This is a genomic window from Paenibacillus xylanexedens (assembly GCF_001908275.1).
Taxonomy (GTDB): Bacteria; Bacillota; Bacilli; order Paenibacillales; family Paenibacillaceae; genus Paenibacillus; species Paenibacillus xylanexedens_A.
Genome location: NZ_CP018620.1, coordinates 617995 through 633589, shown reverse-complemented (window position 1 = coordinate 633589; position 15595 = coordinate 617995). Strand labels below are relative to the sequence as shown.

Genomic DNA, 15595 nt, shown 5'->3' with positions numbered 1-15595 from the left:
AGGTTGAATCACAGAACCGGATCTCACGAAAAGAGCAGCACGAGGTGGGAGTCACCCGTGCTGTTCTTTGTTCCAATACGCAGACTTCTGAATCACAGGGAATCAGACTCGAAAACGATCCTCCCAAGCTGCATGTTAAGTACTTGCGGTATAAACATCCGCAACAAAGGATAGCCCGGCAGGGTCGGGATAGGACATGTATTGAAGATAGTTTACAACTGTAAAGGAAACGATCACTTTATATTCGCCAGCAGGGAGCGGACCAGTGGGGATAGAATAAAAGCGTATATTTTGCCAATTGAAGGGGAAATCGAGAACGACAGGTGTGGGGTCCATGCTTCCATCTAATAGTAAGACACCTAATGGTGGTGTCGATATAATGGTATTCGTTGTTGCGTCCACCAGATCGATCTGTGCCTCCATGGCATTATCAGCGAATGCCGTTAAATTAATCAAAACTTCCCCTGTGGCAGCTAACGTAAAGGAATCTGTGGTTGCGGCAAAGCCAAACACTTGTCCCGGAGCTGTCGTTGCATCCCATACTATAACTGGATTGGGAACGGCTCCGAATACAGGATTATTGTCATTATTAAATTCCGTTAAGATGCTCCAAAGCGGAAATTGGGCCACCTCTACAGCCAGCGTACCGGTTCCCAAATTAGCAGCGGCTACGGCTGTATCACGGTCTGCTGCTACATATACATTCGTTGCACTGCTGCTTAGTCTCTGGACAGGGGCGATAAGTGAAGTTGGGATAAACGGGTTTTCAACAAGAAATGGAATATACAGAGTTACCAAGTCTGGATCGATGATTGCTTGACCCGTACCTGGTCCCCCACCGTTGACGTTGGGTCCACTCGGATCGCCCCACCAGTTATTCGTGGCATCGAGATTCAAATTCGGCGCTGTATTATTGTAACTTCCTGTAGCTACAGTTAAGCCAGCCACCGTATTCCCTACGATACTGTTATGTTTGACGCGGATATTAGAATTGAGGACAGCGGTAAAATCCAGTTGAACGTTAATTGCGTTGCCCGTATTGAATTGCAAGATATTGTTCAAGATCGTAATTCGATCATTTCCACCCGATAAAAAAATGCCGTCAGACGTATTGTTACTAATCGTATTATTTAGAATACTGATGTTTTGACAAGTAAGCATAAAAATTCCGCCATCCGTAATAATCTCATTGTTAGAAATGATAACATTCTCGAAGGCCGTAGTTTCACCACCTAATAAGGTCATCGTCCCCTGATTATTGGTAAATTTATTATTGTCGATGAGGGCATTGGAGAATCCTTGATCGGAATAAATACCGTTTCCGCCCCCGGGTCCTGCCTGATTGTTGTTGTTAATAAGATTTTGTTGCACCAAGCATTCGATGGAACCGTTCGAGTTTAGGTATAAGCCGATGGTATTGTTCTGAATGATGTTATTGAGAAACCAGAACCCCGACTGGGCTCCATTGGCGTTGATTCCGGTACCTAACGTATTGTTTTGTATGGTGAACCCGTCGATGACCACACTACTGCTGTCAACGCTGGAAATAAGGAAGAAAATGCCTGAATCTGTACTGCTTTGTACCACAGATTCTTCAGCAGGATTACCTGAGCGGGTACGCGCGTCAACCCCATATTGAGCACCGTGCAGTTGAAGTGGCTTATCGATATCAACGGATTCATTATAGACTCCAGCCGCTACCTGTACGGTTCCTTGGGGAGCTACTGCAGCTACGCCTTCTGTAATTGTACCGAATGCATTAGTTCCAATGATCATTCCCGGACCTACCACGGTCCCAACGGGCAGTCCGATCCATGCGCTATTAACAAAAACCTCCTGAGGCATTCCTGTGCACTCCTCTCATGACTACCTTTTTGTAAATCCATCGGATTACAGATTGAATAGATGAAATTTAATGTCCACTTTGTTCATTTTATGAAATGGTAAATGAAAGAATACATCATATTTATCGCTATAGCATTGAACAGACAACCAACATTCCACAGTCCTATTCCTAGTGCTTTTTACCTATAAATTAGCTTATAAAAAGTGCGACTTTTTTACCAATATATATACAAATTATTCGTTTACTGTATGCCTTTTCGATGTTATACTCACAATATTCAAAAAAAATGTTGAAATATGTCGAATTGAGGCTTATCACGATGATTATGGGTAAACAAAACGGCGAAACGATCATCCTCATTCCATCACTTGAACCGGATGAGAAACTTCCAGCCTATGTACGGCAATTGCGAGAGTATGGCTTCAGCAATATTGTTATTGTGGACGATGGATCAAGCGAGGCCTACCAGTCGATTTTTGAGGAGCTTCGTGAGAACGGTTGTGCTCTGCTGACACATACGGAAAATCAGGGGAAGGGTGCAGCACTCAAGACCGGATTTCAGTATATTGGGAAGCAATTCGACGCATCTTCCTTCGTCGTAACCGCTGATTCAGACGGACAACACGCAGCTGAAGATGTATACCGCATAGCCCAAGAAGCAAGGCTTCATCCGGATTCGTTGGTGCTCGGGGTAAGGAACTTCAGCGAGGGGAATATACCCCCAAAGTCCCTGTTAGGCAATCGGATGACCTCCTTTATTTTTGCCATGCTGTATGGTAAAAAACTGTCAGATACCCAGACTGGGCTTCGTGCCTTCGGTCCAGGGTTACTTGCGTTTATGCAGGATGTTCGCGGCACTCGATTTGAATATGAGCTGCAGATGCTTATCTCGTGCATTCAGTCTGGCATACCGATTCATACCATGCCAATCCAAGTCATTTATGAGAATGGCAATGCAGGCACTCATTTTAAAGCGATCCAGGATAGTGCTCGGGTCATGGGGGTGTTGTTCTCCAATTTCCTGCGGTTCATCTCATCGTCGGTGGCCAGTTCTGTTGTGGATTTGGGCATTGCCTGGTTTTTGATCGACGCGTTGCGGCCCGTGTTGGGTGAGCAGCACTATTTAAGAATTCTGCTTGCAACCGTGATTGCGAGAGTTATTTCCATTGTGGTCAACTATGTACTGAACAGACACTTTGTATTCCGCAAGGAGGATAGCCAGGGCAGTCTATGGCGTTATCTAACGTTATGCGGAGTGGTGATCTTGCTGTCCAGTACCGGTGTATATATATTCCATACCGTTCTCTTCGTAGATGAGAAATTGGCGAAATTCGTCTGTGATGCCTTGCTGTTCCTGCTCAGTTTCCAATTGCAGCGAAGATGGGTATTTGCAGCAAGGAGGAAGCAGTTGTAGTGCAAAACGAAAAAAGGCAGAATATCTTTTTTGTCATCACGATGATCCTGATGTCGATTTATTTGGTATGGCGTACGTTCTTTACGTTGCCATGGGGGGAAGGCGTTCTAAACGTCATTTTTGGTATGCTGCTGATTGTGGCTGAAACGGTCACCGTACTGACAACCTTTGAATTATTCTTTCAAAAGATGCAAAAAGAACGTACACAGCTCGACTTTCCAACCGTTCCGCCGGAGTATTATCCGGATGTGGATGTATTTATTACTACGCATAATGAGCCTGTTGATCTGTTATATAAAACCGTTAATGCCTGTACGTTCATGGATTACCCGGACAAGCAGAAGGTTCATATCTACCTCTGTGACGATGGAGCGAGACCAGAGGTGGAGGAGCTTGCCAGACAGTTTGGCGTGGGATATCTGGGTTTCCCCGGAAACAAGGATGCCAAGTCTGGTAATCTGAACAATGCACTGAGCAAAAGCTCTTCGCCGCTCATTGCAACGTTTGATGCGGATATGATTCCACAGCACACCTTTTTGATGAAAACGGTACCCTATTTCATGCTCTCCACGTTTATTAAGGAGAATGAGGTATGGCGTCCTCGCCGAGAGGACGAGATGGACCCTAAGTTCAAGCTTGGTCTGGTACAGACCCCGCAAAGCTTCTACAATCCGGATCTATTCCAGTTTAACCTGTATGCAGAGCAAGGTATTCCGAATGAACAGGATTTCTTCTCCAGAGAAGTGAACATCCTGCGTAATGCCTCCAATGCGGTAGCCTATACAGGAAGTAATACGATCATTTCCCGGCAGGGCATGGAAGATATCGGAGGTTTTCCACTCAATACAATCACCGAGGACTTTGAGACAAGCATCCGCTTGCAGCAGGAAGGTTATATTACCTATGCGACTCAAGAGGTTCAAGCTGCCGGGCAGACAACAACAACAGTGAAGAGCATGATTAAACAACGGATTCGTTGGGCACGGGGTATCATTCAGAGCCTGCAGAATACGCGTGCACCCTTGTCTGGCAAGCTTCCTTTCTGGACGAGAGTGACCTACTTAAGCAGTTTCTTATACTGGTGGTCCTTCTTTAATCGGTTGATTTTCATTTTGGCACCTATTTTATTTGCGTTATTCGACTTCCAGATTGTGAACACAACCTTCTGGCAGATCTTAATATTCTGGCTTCCCTCTTATTTCTTCTACAGTGTATCCATGCGATATCTGTCCAGCAATATTCGGAATCAGCGCTGGAGTCAGGTTATCGATACCATATTCATGCCTTATCTGATCTGGCCGGTTCTCCTGGAGACGCTGGGTATTCGTGAGAAAAAATTCAAGGTTACCAACAAAAGCAGAGCAAGCGGTCGACAATGGATGTCTGCTCTGTTATATGCACTTCCGCATATCTTCTTGCTGTTGCTATCCATTGCAGCCGTGATTCGGTATGTGAATGGCAAGTACGGCATCGCGCTGTTCTTCAGCAGTATCATTATTTTCTGGCTGATTCATAACATGATTGCGCTGTGTTACGCCCTGTTCTTCATGATCGGCCGCCGTGCGTACCGGGAGACAGAGCGGATTCGGGCGCAGGAAGATGTCACGATTCACGACCAAGCCAACAATCTGCGTTATCAGGCTAAGACGGTGGATGTATCCGAACAAGGTATTGCCTTTTATGTCCCTTATCCCATTTATTTGGCTGAGCAAAAGATCATCTCTCTGGTCGTCAAAACCGAGCGATATGAGGCCAACCTCGATGCAGTCATCGTTTATGTGAAACAGGATGGAGAGGGCTGGCGTTACTCCGCAACGGTTCAGCCGATTGATGAGAATGATAACCGCCAATACATGCAAATCATCTACGACCGTAAACACTCATTGCCAGAGCAGATGAATCTGTGGGATACGGCTTATGACGATATGTTACGTAATGTGAAAAAACGGATTGTTCAACCCAGATCGGATCAGCGAAAAATGCCGCGGCTTTCCCTTCAGCTTCCAGTTCATTTCACCAATGATGCTAGCTGTACGCTGCGCAGCTTCAATTATCGTTTCTTCTCCGCGACGGGTTTCCATGGTGATATTGCGGCAGGAGCGGTCGTTACTTTTTATACAAAGAGTAATATTGAAGTCATTTTGCAACATACGGGAAAAACGACAGCCCGTGAGCGCGAAGTGCTTCTCTCGGTGGAGAATATCGATGATATTGTGGAGAAGGGCCTGATCGACCAATTGCTGACGGATCTGATTCAGCCACATTCCGATCGTTCCACCAGAGAGGGTTAGGAGAGATAGAGATGCTCATTGTGCTTCATTTTGTGATGGGAGTTTTATTGATATTCTCCTTTCTTGGTTATATGCAGTTTGTACGGAAGGCACTTTCACTACGTTGGGAGTTCATCCCTGTATTCGTGTTTTCATCGATTGCCTGCTTTGTATTTCTGAGTGGTTTGGCAGGGCAGCTCTTTACGGGCAGCCTTGTCATCCTGATTGCAGGTTTGCTTTTGTATGGGGGAATGTTGTTTCTCAGGCTGCGCCGAGGGGCATCATTACGTATGTCCTTTTCCATATTCCAATTTTCATTCCTGGCAGGAACTTTTGTTTTCTTGCTGGTACTCTTTCAGAACCAAATAACACATTACGATAATTTCTCACACTGGGCTATCGTATTGAAGCAGATGTTGAGTACAGATGCCTTTCCGACGCCAGACTCCAACCTGATTGATTTTAAAAACTATCCGCTGGGGACTTCGTCGTTTATTTATTATGTCTGTCGCTTCATGGGGCACTCCCAGTCCGTAATGCTCTTGGCACAGGGATTGCTTATCTTTTCCTGTTTTTATGCTGTGTTTGGCATCGTTTCGGAGAAGAAACGCTTTCTTTTGTACGCTTTTCTAGGACTTGGTTTATCTACGCTTTCGTTTTTCAATCTTACGATTCGGATCACCAATCTGCTCGTGGATTTCTTGCTTCCGATCTACGCACTCGCGATCTTGGCGGTGATCTACCAATATCGTAATGAGATCCAAAAGGCATGTATTGTCGTTCCTCCGCTTGCGGGATTACTGACCATTATCAAAAGCACGGGTATTATTTTCGCCGCGATCGGTCTGATATTCCTAGTGTATACATGGCTAAAACATAAACAAAAGTTCGATTGGAAAACAGCGCTCGCTGTAGTGGGTACGATCTGCGTTGCGCTCATTCCCTACTTCGGCTGGAGCTGGCGAATGGCAACGGTGTTCCAAGGGATTGATAACAAGTTCGATGTGGCTACCTCGGGGATACAGGCTGGCAAAACGCCAGAGCAGATGCGTGATATTCTGTGGACTTTCCTCAAGGCCAGTACGGATTTGACGACACGGCCAGTGATCGGCATTGTTATTTTCCAGCTTATCGCAATTGCAGCATCTGTATTTGCCATCGTTGTGCTTAAGAAGAAGTGGAACTTGTGGAAAGCATTGATTGCACTGGACGTTGTACTGTTACTGTACTATGCGGGTATTCTGGCGTTGTATCTCTTCTCCATGCCATTGGATGAAGCAATTGTCCTGGCTGGATTTGAGCGTTATGCGTCCAGTATAGTGGTACTGTTCGCCGGTGGGCTGGTGTTGTGCGCTGCGATCGACCTGGAGCGATCATTCCACTATCGGATTGGTGAAGTGCCTGATTATCAGTCCTTTAAGACCGTTGAGACAAAAGGTCATTATCAAAAAGGCATCATCGGTTGTATGGCGGTTGCGGCCACCATCCTTTTGTCCGAATATAATGGTATCGTGTCTATCGCCCAAAGTTATGATACAACGCTCCCTTACAAGATTCATGCGGTTACTGGTGATCGGTGGTACTCAGGTGGACAAGAGGATAATAACAGATATCTCTTCTACGCCTCAGACAGGGACCAACAGGTCACGAACTATTACATGCAATATGTAGGGAAGTATTTCTTGTATGCTCCTCATGTGGACGGGATTGTGTTGTTCTATGAGGATAATATGGACAACCTTCTGAGCGGCTACGATTATCTGGTGGTCGTCGAGACGGATCTCAACGCCAAGTGGTTGCTGAAAAAGCATTATGGTATCGACATGCAAGAAGGTATCTACAAAATCACTCGTTCCGGGGATCAGATCGTTCTTACGTTGACCAAGGTATAGCTTGAGTAGGTCATAAGCGATAGCTTATTGAGAATAGCCAGATGTCATCAACAACGATTCCATATGAAAGAGGCAATTGTGCGTAATAGCGTGCAATTGCCTTTTTTACTAAAGTTGCCTCTGAATCGAGTACATGGCGCGTAGGTTCACAGGCAAAAATGATAACAAATATATTATATTGACTGTTCGAGCAAACAGTAATACAATAAGATCATAAGTTGACTGTTCGAACAAACAGTATAGGAGTGAATACGTCATGACTAACATCCAACCGCCCAATCAAGACGAGCGAAGAAACGCGATCATGCAAGCGGCTTTTACATTATTCGGTCAAGTGGGCTACACTAAATCAACAATGAAAGAGATTGCAGCGAAGGCGGGTGTAGCCCAAGGGCTGATCGGATATCATTTTGGCACGAAAGAAACGCTATTGGTGGAAGTGGTCAGAGAATGGATGATTAATAAAGGGATGAAGGCTGCCTTCTCGAAGCTGGATTTGGAGGTATCTCCTGCAGAAATTCTTCAGCAGGGGTTACTGCACGTAGTCGAATTTCGAAAAGAAAATCGGGAATGGTTCACCTTGTTGATTAACCTCTGGACGGAGAGTGTCAACAACGAGAAACTTGCCACAGAGTTGGTGATGCTATATAAGGAAATGAAGTTGGGCATAATGGAGATCATTGATCGGATGGCACTGCCATTGAACACGCACGAAAAAGAGATGCTAGTGTCACTGATTCAGGCTGTATTCGATGGCTTGACACTTCAGGCACCTGTAATGTTGTCCGCAGAGCCTATCAACCACGAGCAGGTATCACGGGGTATTGGATGGATGCTTGATGGCATTACCATGCAGAAAAAAGGGGAATGACATGAATAATCAAATACTGATTAAGATAGAAAATGCTATCGTTGCCGCGCTGGGCACTTATTTCTACTTTTCCTACGGTTACAGTTGGTGGGTTTTCCTGCTTTTGCTGCTTGCTCCCGATATATTTATGTTCGGATATGCATTTGGCAACAAGGTAGGAGCATACGTGTATAATATAGCTCATACGTTCGTAACGCCGGTGCTCTTGCTATTGGCAGGACACATGTTCTCTATCTCATTCCTGACTATGATCGGCTTCATCTGGTTAGTTCATATTGGTGTGGATCGCACGGTGGGCTACGGTTTAAAATACACAACCGATTTCAAAAATTCTCATATCCAAAGAATATAGTCTTCATTGCCATCACAGTAAGATGCGATGGAAATGGATTTTATTGAAATCCCCTGGCAGCTTTTATATGCCAGGGGATTGGTTCATTATAGAAGGACGCTCCATAAGCTGGATGTGTGCACAGTAGCTATTAGTCTATTTTGCATGATATCGCCCTCTCGGCACTACCATGGGTGATCTCGAGGGGTTCTAATAATTAGGATGAAGATAATATCCATGTATTACATTCCAGATCATGGTATATTTGTAGTATTAAATAATGTAAGGAGATTCTACATGCATAATCAATTCATCAAAAAGTTGATCGTACTTTGTTTGGTTTTTGTATTATTACCGGCAACGAGCGTTTTGGCTGCGTCGTCGCTTATTAAGGACCCGGTCTTGGCCAAAGTTATTCGAGCAGATTTGAAGTTATCGGCTAAGAAGGAAATAAAGGTTGCCGATTTGAAAAAATTAAAATCCCTATATGCTATGGAAACAAAAAGTAAGATTTCTAATCTACAGGGTCTTGAACATGCCGTTAATCTGACGGATTTATTCTTGCCTGGTCAAAATATAAAAAATATTAAGCCACTCCACAAGTTAAAGAAATTGACGTTCTTAGCTGTTGAAGGCAATCAGATTGCAGATATCTCACCACTTTTAGGTCTGACTAATCTGAAAAATCTGGTTATGGACAATAACAAAATAAAAAGCCTGGCTCCATTAAAAAATATGCGTAAGCTGACCAGTTTACTCGCCAGTGGGAATCAGGTGACCGATCTAAGTCCTCTTCAAAAATTAAAGTTGGAATGGGTCATTATGAATGATAATAAAATTCAGGATCTGACACCTTTAAAGAACCATCCAACCTTGGAGTATCTATATGTAGAAGATAACCTCATTGAGGATATTTCAGTGCTCGAAACCATCCCACATCTAACAGAGGTATATTTGGCTAATAATCCGTTGAATGAGCGTGCAGAGCAGGTTGTGAAAAAATTGGAGAAGAAAGGCGTCGTTGTAAGTCTGGTAAGCGAAGAAGCGGATCAGTCGAAGTAGTTTCGATTAGAGAAGATGTATATGTATATGTAAGAAGAAGTAATCCCTCATTAATAGTGAACAAAAACAAAGAAGGCCGCAGATATTCTGACGACCTTCTTTAAGCATGTTGGAAAGTGACGCTCGGTAACAACTTAACGCCCATCCCGCAACAATATTATTCCACTACGATCTCCTTCACCGTCTCTCCCTCAACCAGTACGGGCTGATAGTAGGTGTTTGTCGGCAGATCCTTTTTGCCTTGCAGGTTCTTGATCACCCAGTCGGCAGCATCGCGGCCCATTTGTTCTTGGGGATGGGTTAGCGTTGTTAGCCTGATGTTGGCGTTCTTGGCGATGTACGAATTGTCCTGCCCAATGATGGATAACTCATCCGGGATCGAGATGCCCAGTTGCCTGCAGGCGTTCACGACCTCCAGTCCCACCTCATCGTTGTAACAGACAATCGCGGTGAGCGAATCCCTGTTTTCGTCCAGATACGTTGCTACATTAGAGGATAAATCCGGTTTCGATGCGGTATCAAAGGAAAGCACTTGCTCAGGATGGAACCGTAACTTCGCTTCACCCAGCGCCTTGATGTACCCCTTCATTCGGTACTTGCCTTGTAGATCATCCATTTTGGCAATAATGCCGATCTGGGTATGGCCTTTGGCGATCAATTCCCGTGTGGCAAGATAACTGGATTGCACGTCATCCAGGCAGAAGAACGGAACCTCCAGCTCCTCATAAAATGCATTAATCATCGTAAACGGCACATCCTGCTCCTTGAACGACAGGTAGTACGCAATATTGGGATTATACAGATTACTTTTGGTCGGTTCGACAATCAGGCCATCCACGCCGTAGGAGAGCATCATTTCGAGTGCTTTTTTCTCCTGTGCTACATCATTATTAGTACTGGCCAGTAGTAAGGAGTAGTTGTCCTCATTCAGACGACTCTCAATACCGCGAATGATGGACGGAAAGATGTAATCCGAGATGTATGTCGTGATCACACCAATCGTTTTCTTCGATGTATTGCCACCTGATCGTGATCGATACTGATTGCTAACGTAAGTTCCTGAACCCTTTTCGCTTCGTAAAAACCCTTCGTTCGATAACTCCAAAATAGCCTTCCGCACCGTCTGGCGACTTACGGTGTAGCTTTCCTGTAATGCCAACTCGGTGGGGATCTGTTCGCCTATGCTATATGTCCCCGAGAGGATATGACTCTTTATATCATCAATGATGACCTGATATTTTGGCTTCACGTAGTCCACTTCTTTCATCGTTACTCATCTATATAAACGTTGTTGTTCAAATAGTTGTACGTACATATTTTAGCATGATTCAGATAGGATGAAAATAAAACCGAACATTTTTCGAAATAAACCGTACATATCCAGCCTTTTTGGATGGAGGTGTACTTTACAGCATAGCCATTTTATAGCCATATAAGACCTTTGAATGGTCAAATAGAGTACATTTTGTGTCCTATGTAAGTATAACTATTATATATTATTGACAAATGTACGTACAAAAAATATACTAAGGCTGTCAGAAAAGGAAAGCGCATTCTTTGAAAAACACAACAGGAAGCATGTATACAAAATTCATTATTAGCTACTGCCATAAGTAAAAGCTTCACCTTATATATACATCCTTTGGGATGTGAAATCGCGACCGGAGAGGGGATACACGTGATTATGAGTCAATTGGACTTGAAAGAAGCCATTACCAAGGGCGCTACTTCACTTGGAATTGAATTTGGATCAACGCGGATTAAGGCGGTGTTGATTGACGAACGTTTTGAAACCATCGCGTCAGGCAGTTATGAATGGGAGAACCTCCTGAAAGATGGATATTGGACGTACAACCAGGAGGATATCATCACAGGTCTGCAAACGGCTTATCGTGAGATGAAGCAAGATGTGGAACAGAAATACGGAATCACGCTGCGCACGGTCGGGTCTATCGGATTCTCGGCCATGATGCACGGATATATCGCTTTGGATAGCGCTGGTGAACTGTTGGTACCTTTCCGCACGTGGCGTAACGCTACGACGGGAGCAGCTGCAAGAGAGCTAACGGAACTTCTGCAATTCAATATTCCGGAACGCTGGAGCATTGCCCACTTGTATCAAGCGATTTTGAACGAAGAGGTGCATGTGCCACAGATCGATCACCTGACAACTTTGGCTGGATACATCCACTGGTTGCTGACGGGCAATAAGGCGATTGGGATCGGCGATGCTTCAGGCATTTTCCCAATTGACGAGTCTACACATAACTATCACCCATCCATGATCCAACAGTTCGATGAACAGATCGCAGGCAAAGGCTATTCGTGGAAGGTTGAAGATCTTCTTCCCAAAGTGTATCTCGCTGGTGAGAATGCAGGTGAGTTGACGGAAGCGGGAGCCAAGTTGCTCGACCCTTCACAAGATCTGCAAGCAGGCATTCCGCTCTGCCCGCCAGAAGGCGATGCAGGAACGGGTATGGTGGCAACAAATAGCGTGAGAAAACGTACGGGGAACATCTCCGTCGGTACATCCGTATTTGCGATGATTGTACTTGAGAAGGAATTATCCAAAGTGTATCCCGAGATCGATATGGTCACCACGCCGGATGGCAGTCCAGTAGGGATGGTGCATGCCAACAACTGTTCCAGTGATATCAACGCTTGGGTAGGACTGTTCCGTGAATTTTCTCAAGCGATGGGATATGAAGTGGATAACGCCAAGTTGTTTAGCGTGTTGTTTAACAAGGCTTTGGAGGCAGACCCTGATGGTGGTGGCTTGCTCAGCTACGGTTACTACTCAGGCGAGAACATTACGGGACTTGAGAAAGGCCGTCCATTGTTCGTCCGCTCCCCGGAAAGCAACTTCAATCTGGCAAACTTCATGCGGACACATCTGTTCAGTGCATTTGGTGCACTCAAGCTGGGTATGGACATTTTGACGGAAGAAGAGAATGTAGCCATTGACAGCATTTTGGCTCATGGTGGCCTGTTCAAAACGCCTGTCGTCGGGCAACGGATTGTAGCTGCTGCGATGAACGTACCGGTGTCGGTAATGTCTACCGCTGGTGAAGGCGGCGCATGGGGCATGGCGCTTCTGGCATCGTACATGATCAACAAGGATCAAGAGGAGAGCCTGGATGTGTTCCTGGAGCAGAAAGTCTTTAACGATGTGGAGGGTGTCGAAGTGGCACCGGATGCATCGGATGTGAAAGGGTTTGAAGCATTTATCGAACGCTACCGGAATGGGCTCACAATTGAGCAGGCAGCTGTAGATCATCTGGTAGAGGTAGTTCAAAAAGACCGCTTTTGATTACGAAGGATGCCTAGTGGCATCATCAACATCGAATATGGAATTCAGCCGAAATGTCCGTGGCTCACGTAGCTCTATCTACGCTCCGCTACTCCATTTCTAGCTTCATCCCATCTTCTCGGTACTGAAAACCGACTTTTTGAACACGCACTATTAGAGAACGGGAGGGAATAACATGTTAGAACAACTGAAAGAAGAGGTATTCCAGGCGAATCTGGAACTGCCAAAGCATGGACTTGTAAAATTCACATGGGGTAACGTCAGCGCAATCGATCGGGAAAGCGGTCTGTTCGTGATCAAACCAAGTGGCGTTAGCTACGATACGATGAAAGCAAGCGACATGGTTGTAGTTGATCTGGACGGTAATGTGGTGGAGGGTGAGATGAGACCTTCCTCGGATACCGCAACACATGCCGTACTATATAAGCATTACTCGGAGATTGGTGGCATCGTGCACACACACTCCACATGGGCGACCATCTGGGCGCAAGCCGGACTGGACGTACCTGTAATGGGAACCACACATGCGGACACGTTCTATGGAGCAGTGCCTTGTGCACGTTTCCTGAATCAGGACGAGGTTGATCGCGGATACGAAGCGGAGACAGGACGCGTCATTATTGAAACGTTTGAACAGCGTGGGATTGATGTTATGGCAGTTCCGGCAGTATTGCTCCATGGTCACGCGCCGTTTACATGGGGGAAAGATGCCAAGTCTGCGGTGGTGAACAGTGTCGTGCTGGAGGAAGTGTGCAAAATGAACCTGTACGCGCGGCAATTGAATAACTTCGCGAAGGAACTGCCACAAGGCATTTTGGATAAACACTATCTGCGAAAACACGGAAAAGACGCGTATTACGGACAGAAGTAATTAGGTTATAACAGTGACTGGAAGCATGTTCTGGCTTCCAAGTGGTTTAGTGTGGGAATGATTTGTTCAACTATACTTTTTACACGATAACGGAGAAGACAGAAGAAAGCTGGAGAAGCGGAGCGTTCGCCTTTATCACAGGATTTTCCCTTTAAAAAAAGGGAATCAAAAAAATCCGGGGATAACCAGCGATCGAAAGATTTTTCTGGCTGCGCAGTGTGCTAGTGTAAACCCATTGGTTCAACTATAAAATAATGAAATGAGGATGATTATATGTCAGCAGCAAAAGAATTCTGGTTTGTCGTCGGTTCACAGCACTTGTACGGAGAAGAAGCACTGGGTGAAGTAAAAGCCAACGCACAGAAAATCACGGATGCGCTTAATGCAAGTGGCGTACTGCCGTACCCGCTCGTATTGCAGGATCTGGCGGTAAGCGCAGATAAAATCACGAGCACGATGAAGGAAGTCAACTATCGCGACGAAGTAGCAGGTGTGATCACGTGGATGCATACGTTCTCCCCGGCGAAAATGTGGATTCGTGGTACGAAATTGCTGCAAAAACCTTTGCTGCACTTGGCAACCCAATTCAACGAAAGCATTCCTTGGGCAACCATCGATATGGACTTCATGAACTTGAACCAAGCGGCACACGGTGACCGCGAATATGGCTTCATCAATGCCCGTCTGAGAAAACAAAATAAAATCGTTGTTGGCTACTGGGAGCGCCCAGAAGTGCAACAACAGGTTGCTGACTGGATGGACGTAGCGGTAGCTTATAATGAGAGCTTTAACATCAAAGTAGCGCGCTTCGGTGACAACATGCGCAACGTGGGCGTAACCGAAGGTGATAAAGTAGAAGCACAGATCCAATTCGGATGGACGGTTGATTACTTCGGCATTGGCGACCTCGTGCAATACGTGAACGCTGTAACAGAGCAGGAAATCGATGATTTGATTGCTCAGTATGGAGACCTCTACGAATTCGATTATGGCACGAACAGCAAGGAAGCTTGGGAAGCCAGCGTACGTGTGCAAGCGAGTTATGAGATTGCGATCAAACGTTTCCTGGACGAAGGTGGATATACTGCCTTCACTACGAACTTCGAGGATCTGCATGGCATGAAACAACTTCCGGGCTTGGCAGTGCAACGCCTGATGGCTCAAGGGTACGGATTTGCCGGTGAGGGTGACTGGAAAACAGCTGCGCTGGATCGCTTGCTGAAAATCATGGCTCATAACGAGAACACAGGCTTCATGGAAGATTACACATACGAGATGGCTGCTGGACAGGAAGCGATCCTGCAATCTCACATGCTTGAAGTAGATCCTACACTCGCCAGCACCAAACCGAGAATCATCGTGTCCCCACTGGGTATTGGTGATCGTGAAGATCCGGCACGTCTCGTATTCGATGGTAAAGCAGGCGAAGGTGTCGTGGTATCCATGGCAGACTTCGGTACACATTACAAATTGTTGATCAATGAAGTATCCGCATTTGAGCCAACCGTTCCAGCACCGAACCTGCCGGTAGCACGTGTTCTGTGGAGCGTTAAGCCAAACTTCCAGGACGGGGTAAAAGCATGGATCGAAAATGGTGGTGGTCACCATACGGTTGTATCCTTGAACTTGACGACAGATCAGATCGTGACGTATGCGAAGCTGGTGAATCTGGAGTACGTTATTATTAAGTAAAAGTGGATTGGTAGCTACTGCCTGAACTCATACAAA

11 protein-coding genes are annotated in these 15595 nt (G+C 45.6%); 9 read left to right on the top strand and 2 right to left on the bottom strand.

Annotation, left to right across the window (positions count from 1 at the left end):
• Nucleotides 1–135 precede the first annotated feature (135 nt).
• A complete protein-coding gene (locus tag BS614_RS31070) occupies nucleotides 136–1845 on the bottom strand; it encodes a right-handed parallel beta-helix repeat-containing protein (protein ID WP_084174376.1) in 1710 nt (569 codons plus the stop codon).
• A 320-nt stretch (nucleotides 1846–2165) separates the two neighbouring features.
• Between BS614_RS31070 and BS614_RS02610 the strand changes: the two genes are divergently transcribed.
• The 6 genes from BS614_RS02610 to BS614_RS02585 all read left to right on the top strand — a co-directional run bounded on the left by BS614_RS02610 (nucleotide 2166) and on the right by BS614_RS02585 (nucleotide 9686).
• A complete protein-coding gene (locus BS614_RS02610; protein WP_167544372.1) occupies nucleotides 2166–3260 on the top strand; it encodes a bifunctional glycosyltransferase family 2/GtrA family protein in 1095 nt (364 codons plus the stop codon).
• Nucleotides 3260–5551 (top strand): glycosyltransferase family 2 protein, encoded by a 2292-nt coding sequence (locus tag BS614_RS02605; RefSeq protein WP_167544371.1) that lies wholly within the window; start codon nucleotides 3260–3262, stop codon nucleotides 5549–5551. Before BS614_RS02610 ends, BS614_RS02605 begins: the two co-directional genes overlap by 1 nt.
• An 11-nt stretch (nucleotides 5552–5562) precedes the next feature.
• Nucleotides 5563–7422, top strand: coding sequence for a hypothetical protein (locus tag BS614_RS02600; protein ID WP_074092856.1), 1860 nt, complete (start codon nucleotides 5563–5565; stop codon nucleotides 7420–7422).
• A gap of 256 nt (nucleotides 7423–7678) precedes the next feature.
• On the top strand, nucleotides 7679–8293 hold the full coding sequence (locus BS614_RS02595; RefSeq protein WP_074092855.1) for a TetR/AcrR family transcriptional regulator: 615 nt from the start codon (nucleotides 7679–7681) through the stop codon (nucleotides 8291–8293).
• A 1-nt stretch (nucleotide 8294) separates the two neighbouring features.
• Nucleotides 8295–8645, top strand: coding sequence for a DUF4260 domain-containing protein (locus BS614_RS02590; RefSeq protein WP_074092854.1), 351 nt, complete (start codon nucleotides 8295–8297; stop codon nucleotides 8643–8645).
• A 276-nt stretch (nucleotides 8646–8921) separates the two neighbouring features.
• On the top strand, nucleotides 8922–9686 hold the full coding sequence (locus BS614_RS02585) for a leucine-rich repeat domain-containing protein (protein WP_074092853.1): 765 nt from the start codon (nucleotides 8922–8924) through the stop codon (nucleotides 9684–9686).
• Between the two features lie 157 nt (nucleotides 9687–9843).
• Here BS614_RS02585 and BS614_RS02580 read toward each other — a convergent pair whose 3' ends face one another.
• Complete coding sequence (locus BS614_RS02580; RefSeq protein WP_036671907.1) at nucleotides 9844–10935, bottom strand: GntR family transcriptional regulator; 1092 nt, start codon at nucleotides 10933–10935, stop codon at nucleotides 9844–9846.
• A gap of 435 nt (nucleotides 10936–11370) precedes the next feature.
• On the opposite strand from BS614_RS02580, the gene BS614_RS02575 reads away from it, so the two are divergent.
• The 3 genes from BS614_RS02575 (at nucleotide 11371) to araA (ending at nucleotide 15559) form a co-directional block, all read left to right on the top strand.
• Complete coding sequence (locus BS614_RS02575) at nucleotides 11371–12996, top strand: xylulokinase (RefSeq protein WP_074092852.1); 1626 nt, start codon at nucleotides 11371–11373, stop codon at nucleotides 12994–12996.
• Between the two features lie 175 nt (nucleotides 12997–13171).
• Nucleotides 13172–13867, top strand: a complete 696-nt coding sequence (locus BS614_RS02570) for an L-ribulose-5-phosphate 4-epimerase (RefSeq protein ID WP_036611813.1) — start codon at nucleotides 13172–13174, stop codon at nucleotides 13865–13867.
• A 273-nt stretch (nucleotides 13868–14140) separates the two neighbouring features.
• A complete protein-coding gene (gene araA / locus BS614_RS02565) occupies nucleotides 14141–15559 on the top strand; it encodes an L-arabinose isomerase (RefSeq protein ID WP_074092851.1) in 1419 nt (472 codons plus the stop codon).
• Nucleotides 15560–15595 lie beyond the last annotated feature (36 nt).

Excerpts from the sequence above, each read along its gene's own strand:
- BS614_RS31070 (WP_084174376.1), bottom strand. The coding sequence starts at position 1,845 with ATGCCTCAGGAGGTTTTTGTTAATAGCGCATGGATCGGACTGCCCGTT.
- BS614_RS02610 (WP_167544372.1), top strand. The coding sequence starts at position 2,166 with ATGATTATGGGTAAACAAAACGGCGAAACGATCATCCTCATTCCATCA.
- BS614_RS02600 (WP_074092856.1), top strand. The coding sequence starts at position 5,563 with ATGCTCATTGTGCTTCATTTTGTGATGGGAGTTTTATTGATATTCTCC.
- BS614_RS02595 (WP_074092855.1), top strand. The coding sequence starts at position 7,679 with ATGACTAACATCCAACCGCCCAATCAAGACGAGCGAAGAAACGCGATC.
- BS614_RS02590 (WP_074092854.1), top strand. The coding sequence starts at position 8,295 with ATGAATAATCAAATACTGATTAAGATAGAAAATGCTATCGTTGCCGCG.
- BS614_RS02585 (WP_074092853.1), top strand. The coding sequence starts at position 8,922 with ATGCATAATCAATTCATCAAAAAGTTGATCGTACTTTGTTTGGTTTTT.
- BS614_RS02575 (WP_074092852.1), top strand. The coding sequence starts at position 11,371 with ATGAGTCAATTGGACTTGAAAGAAGCCATTACCAAGGGCGCTACTTCA.
- BS614_RS02570 (WP_036611813.1), top strand. The coding sequence starts at position 13,172 with ATGTTAGAACAACTGAAAGAAGAGGTATTCCAGGCGAATCTGGAACTG.
- araA (WP_074092851.1), top strand. The coding sequence starts at position 14,141 with ATGTCAGCAGCAAAAGAATTCTGGTTTGTCGTCGGTTCACAGCACTTG.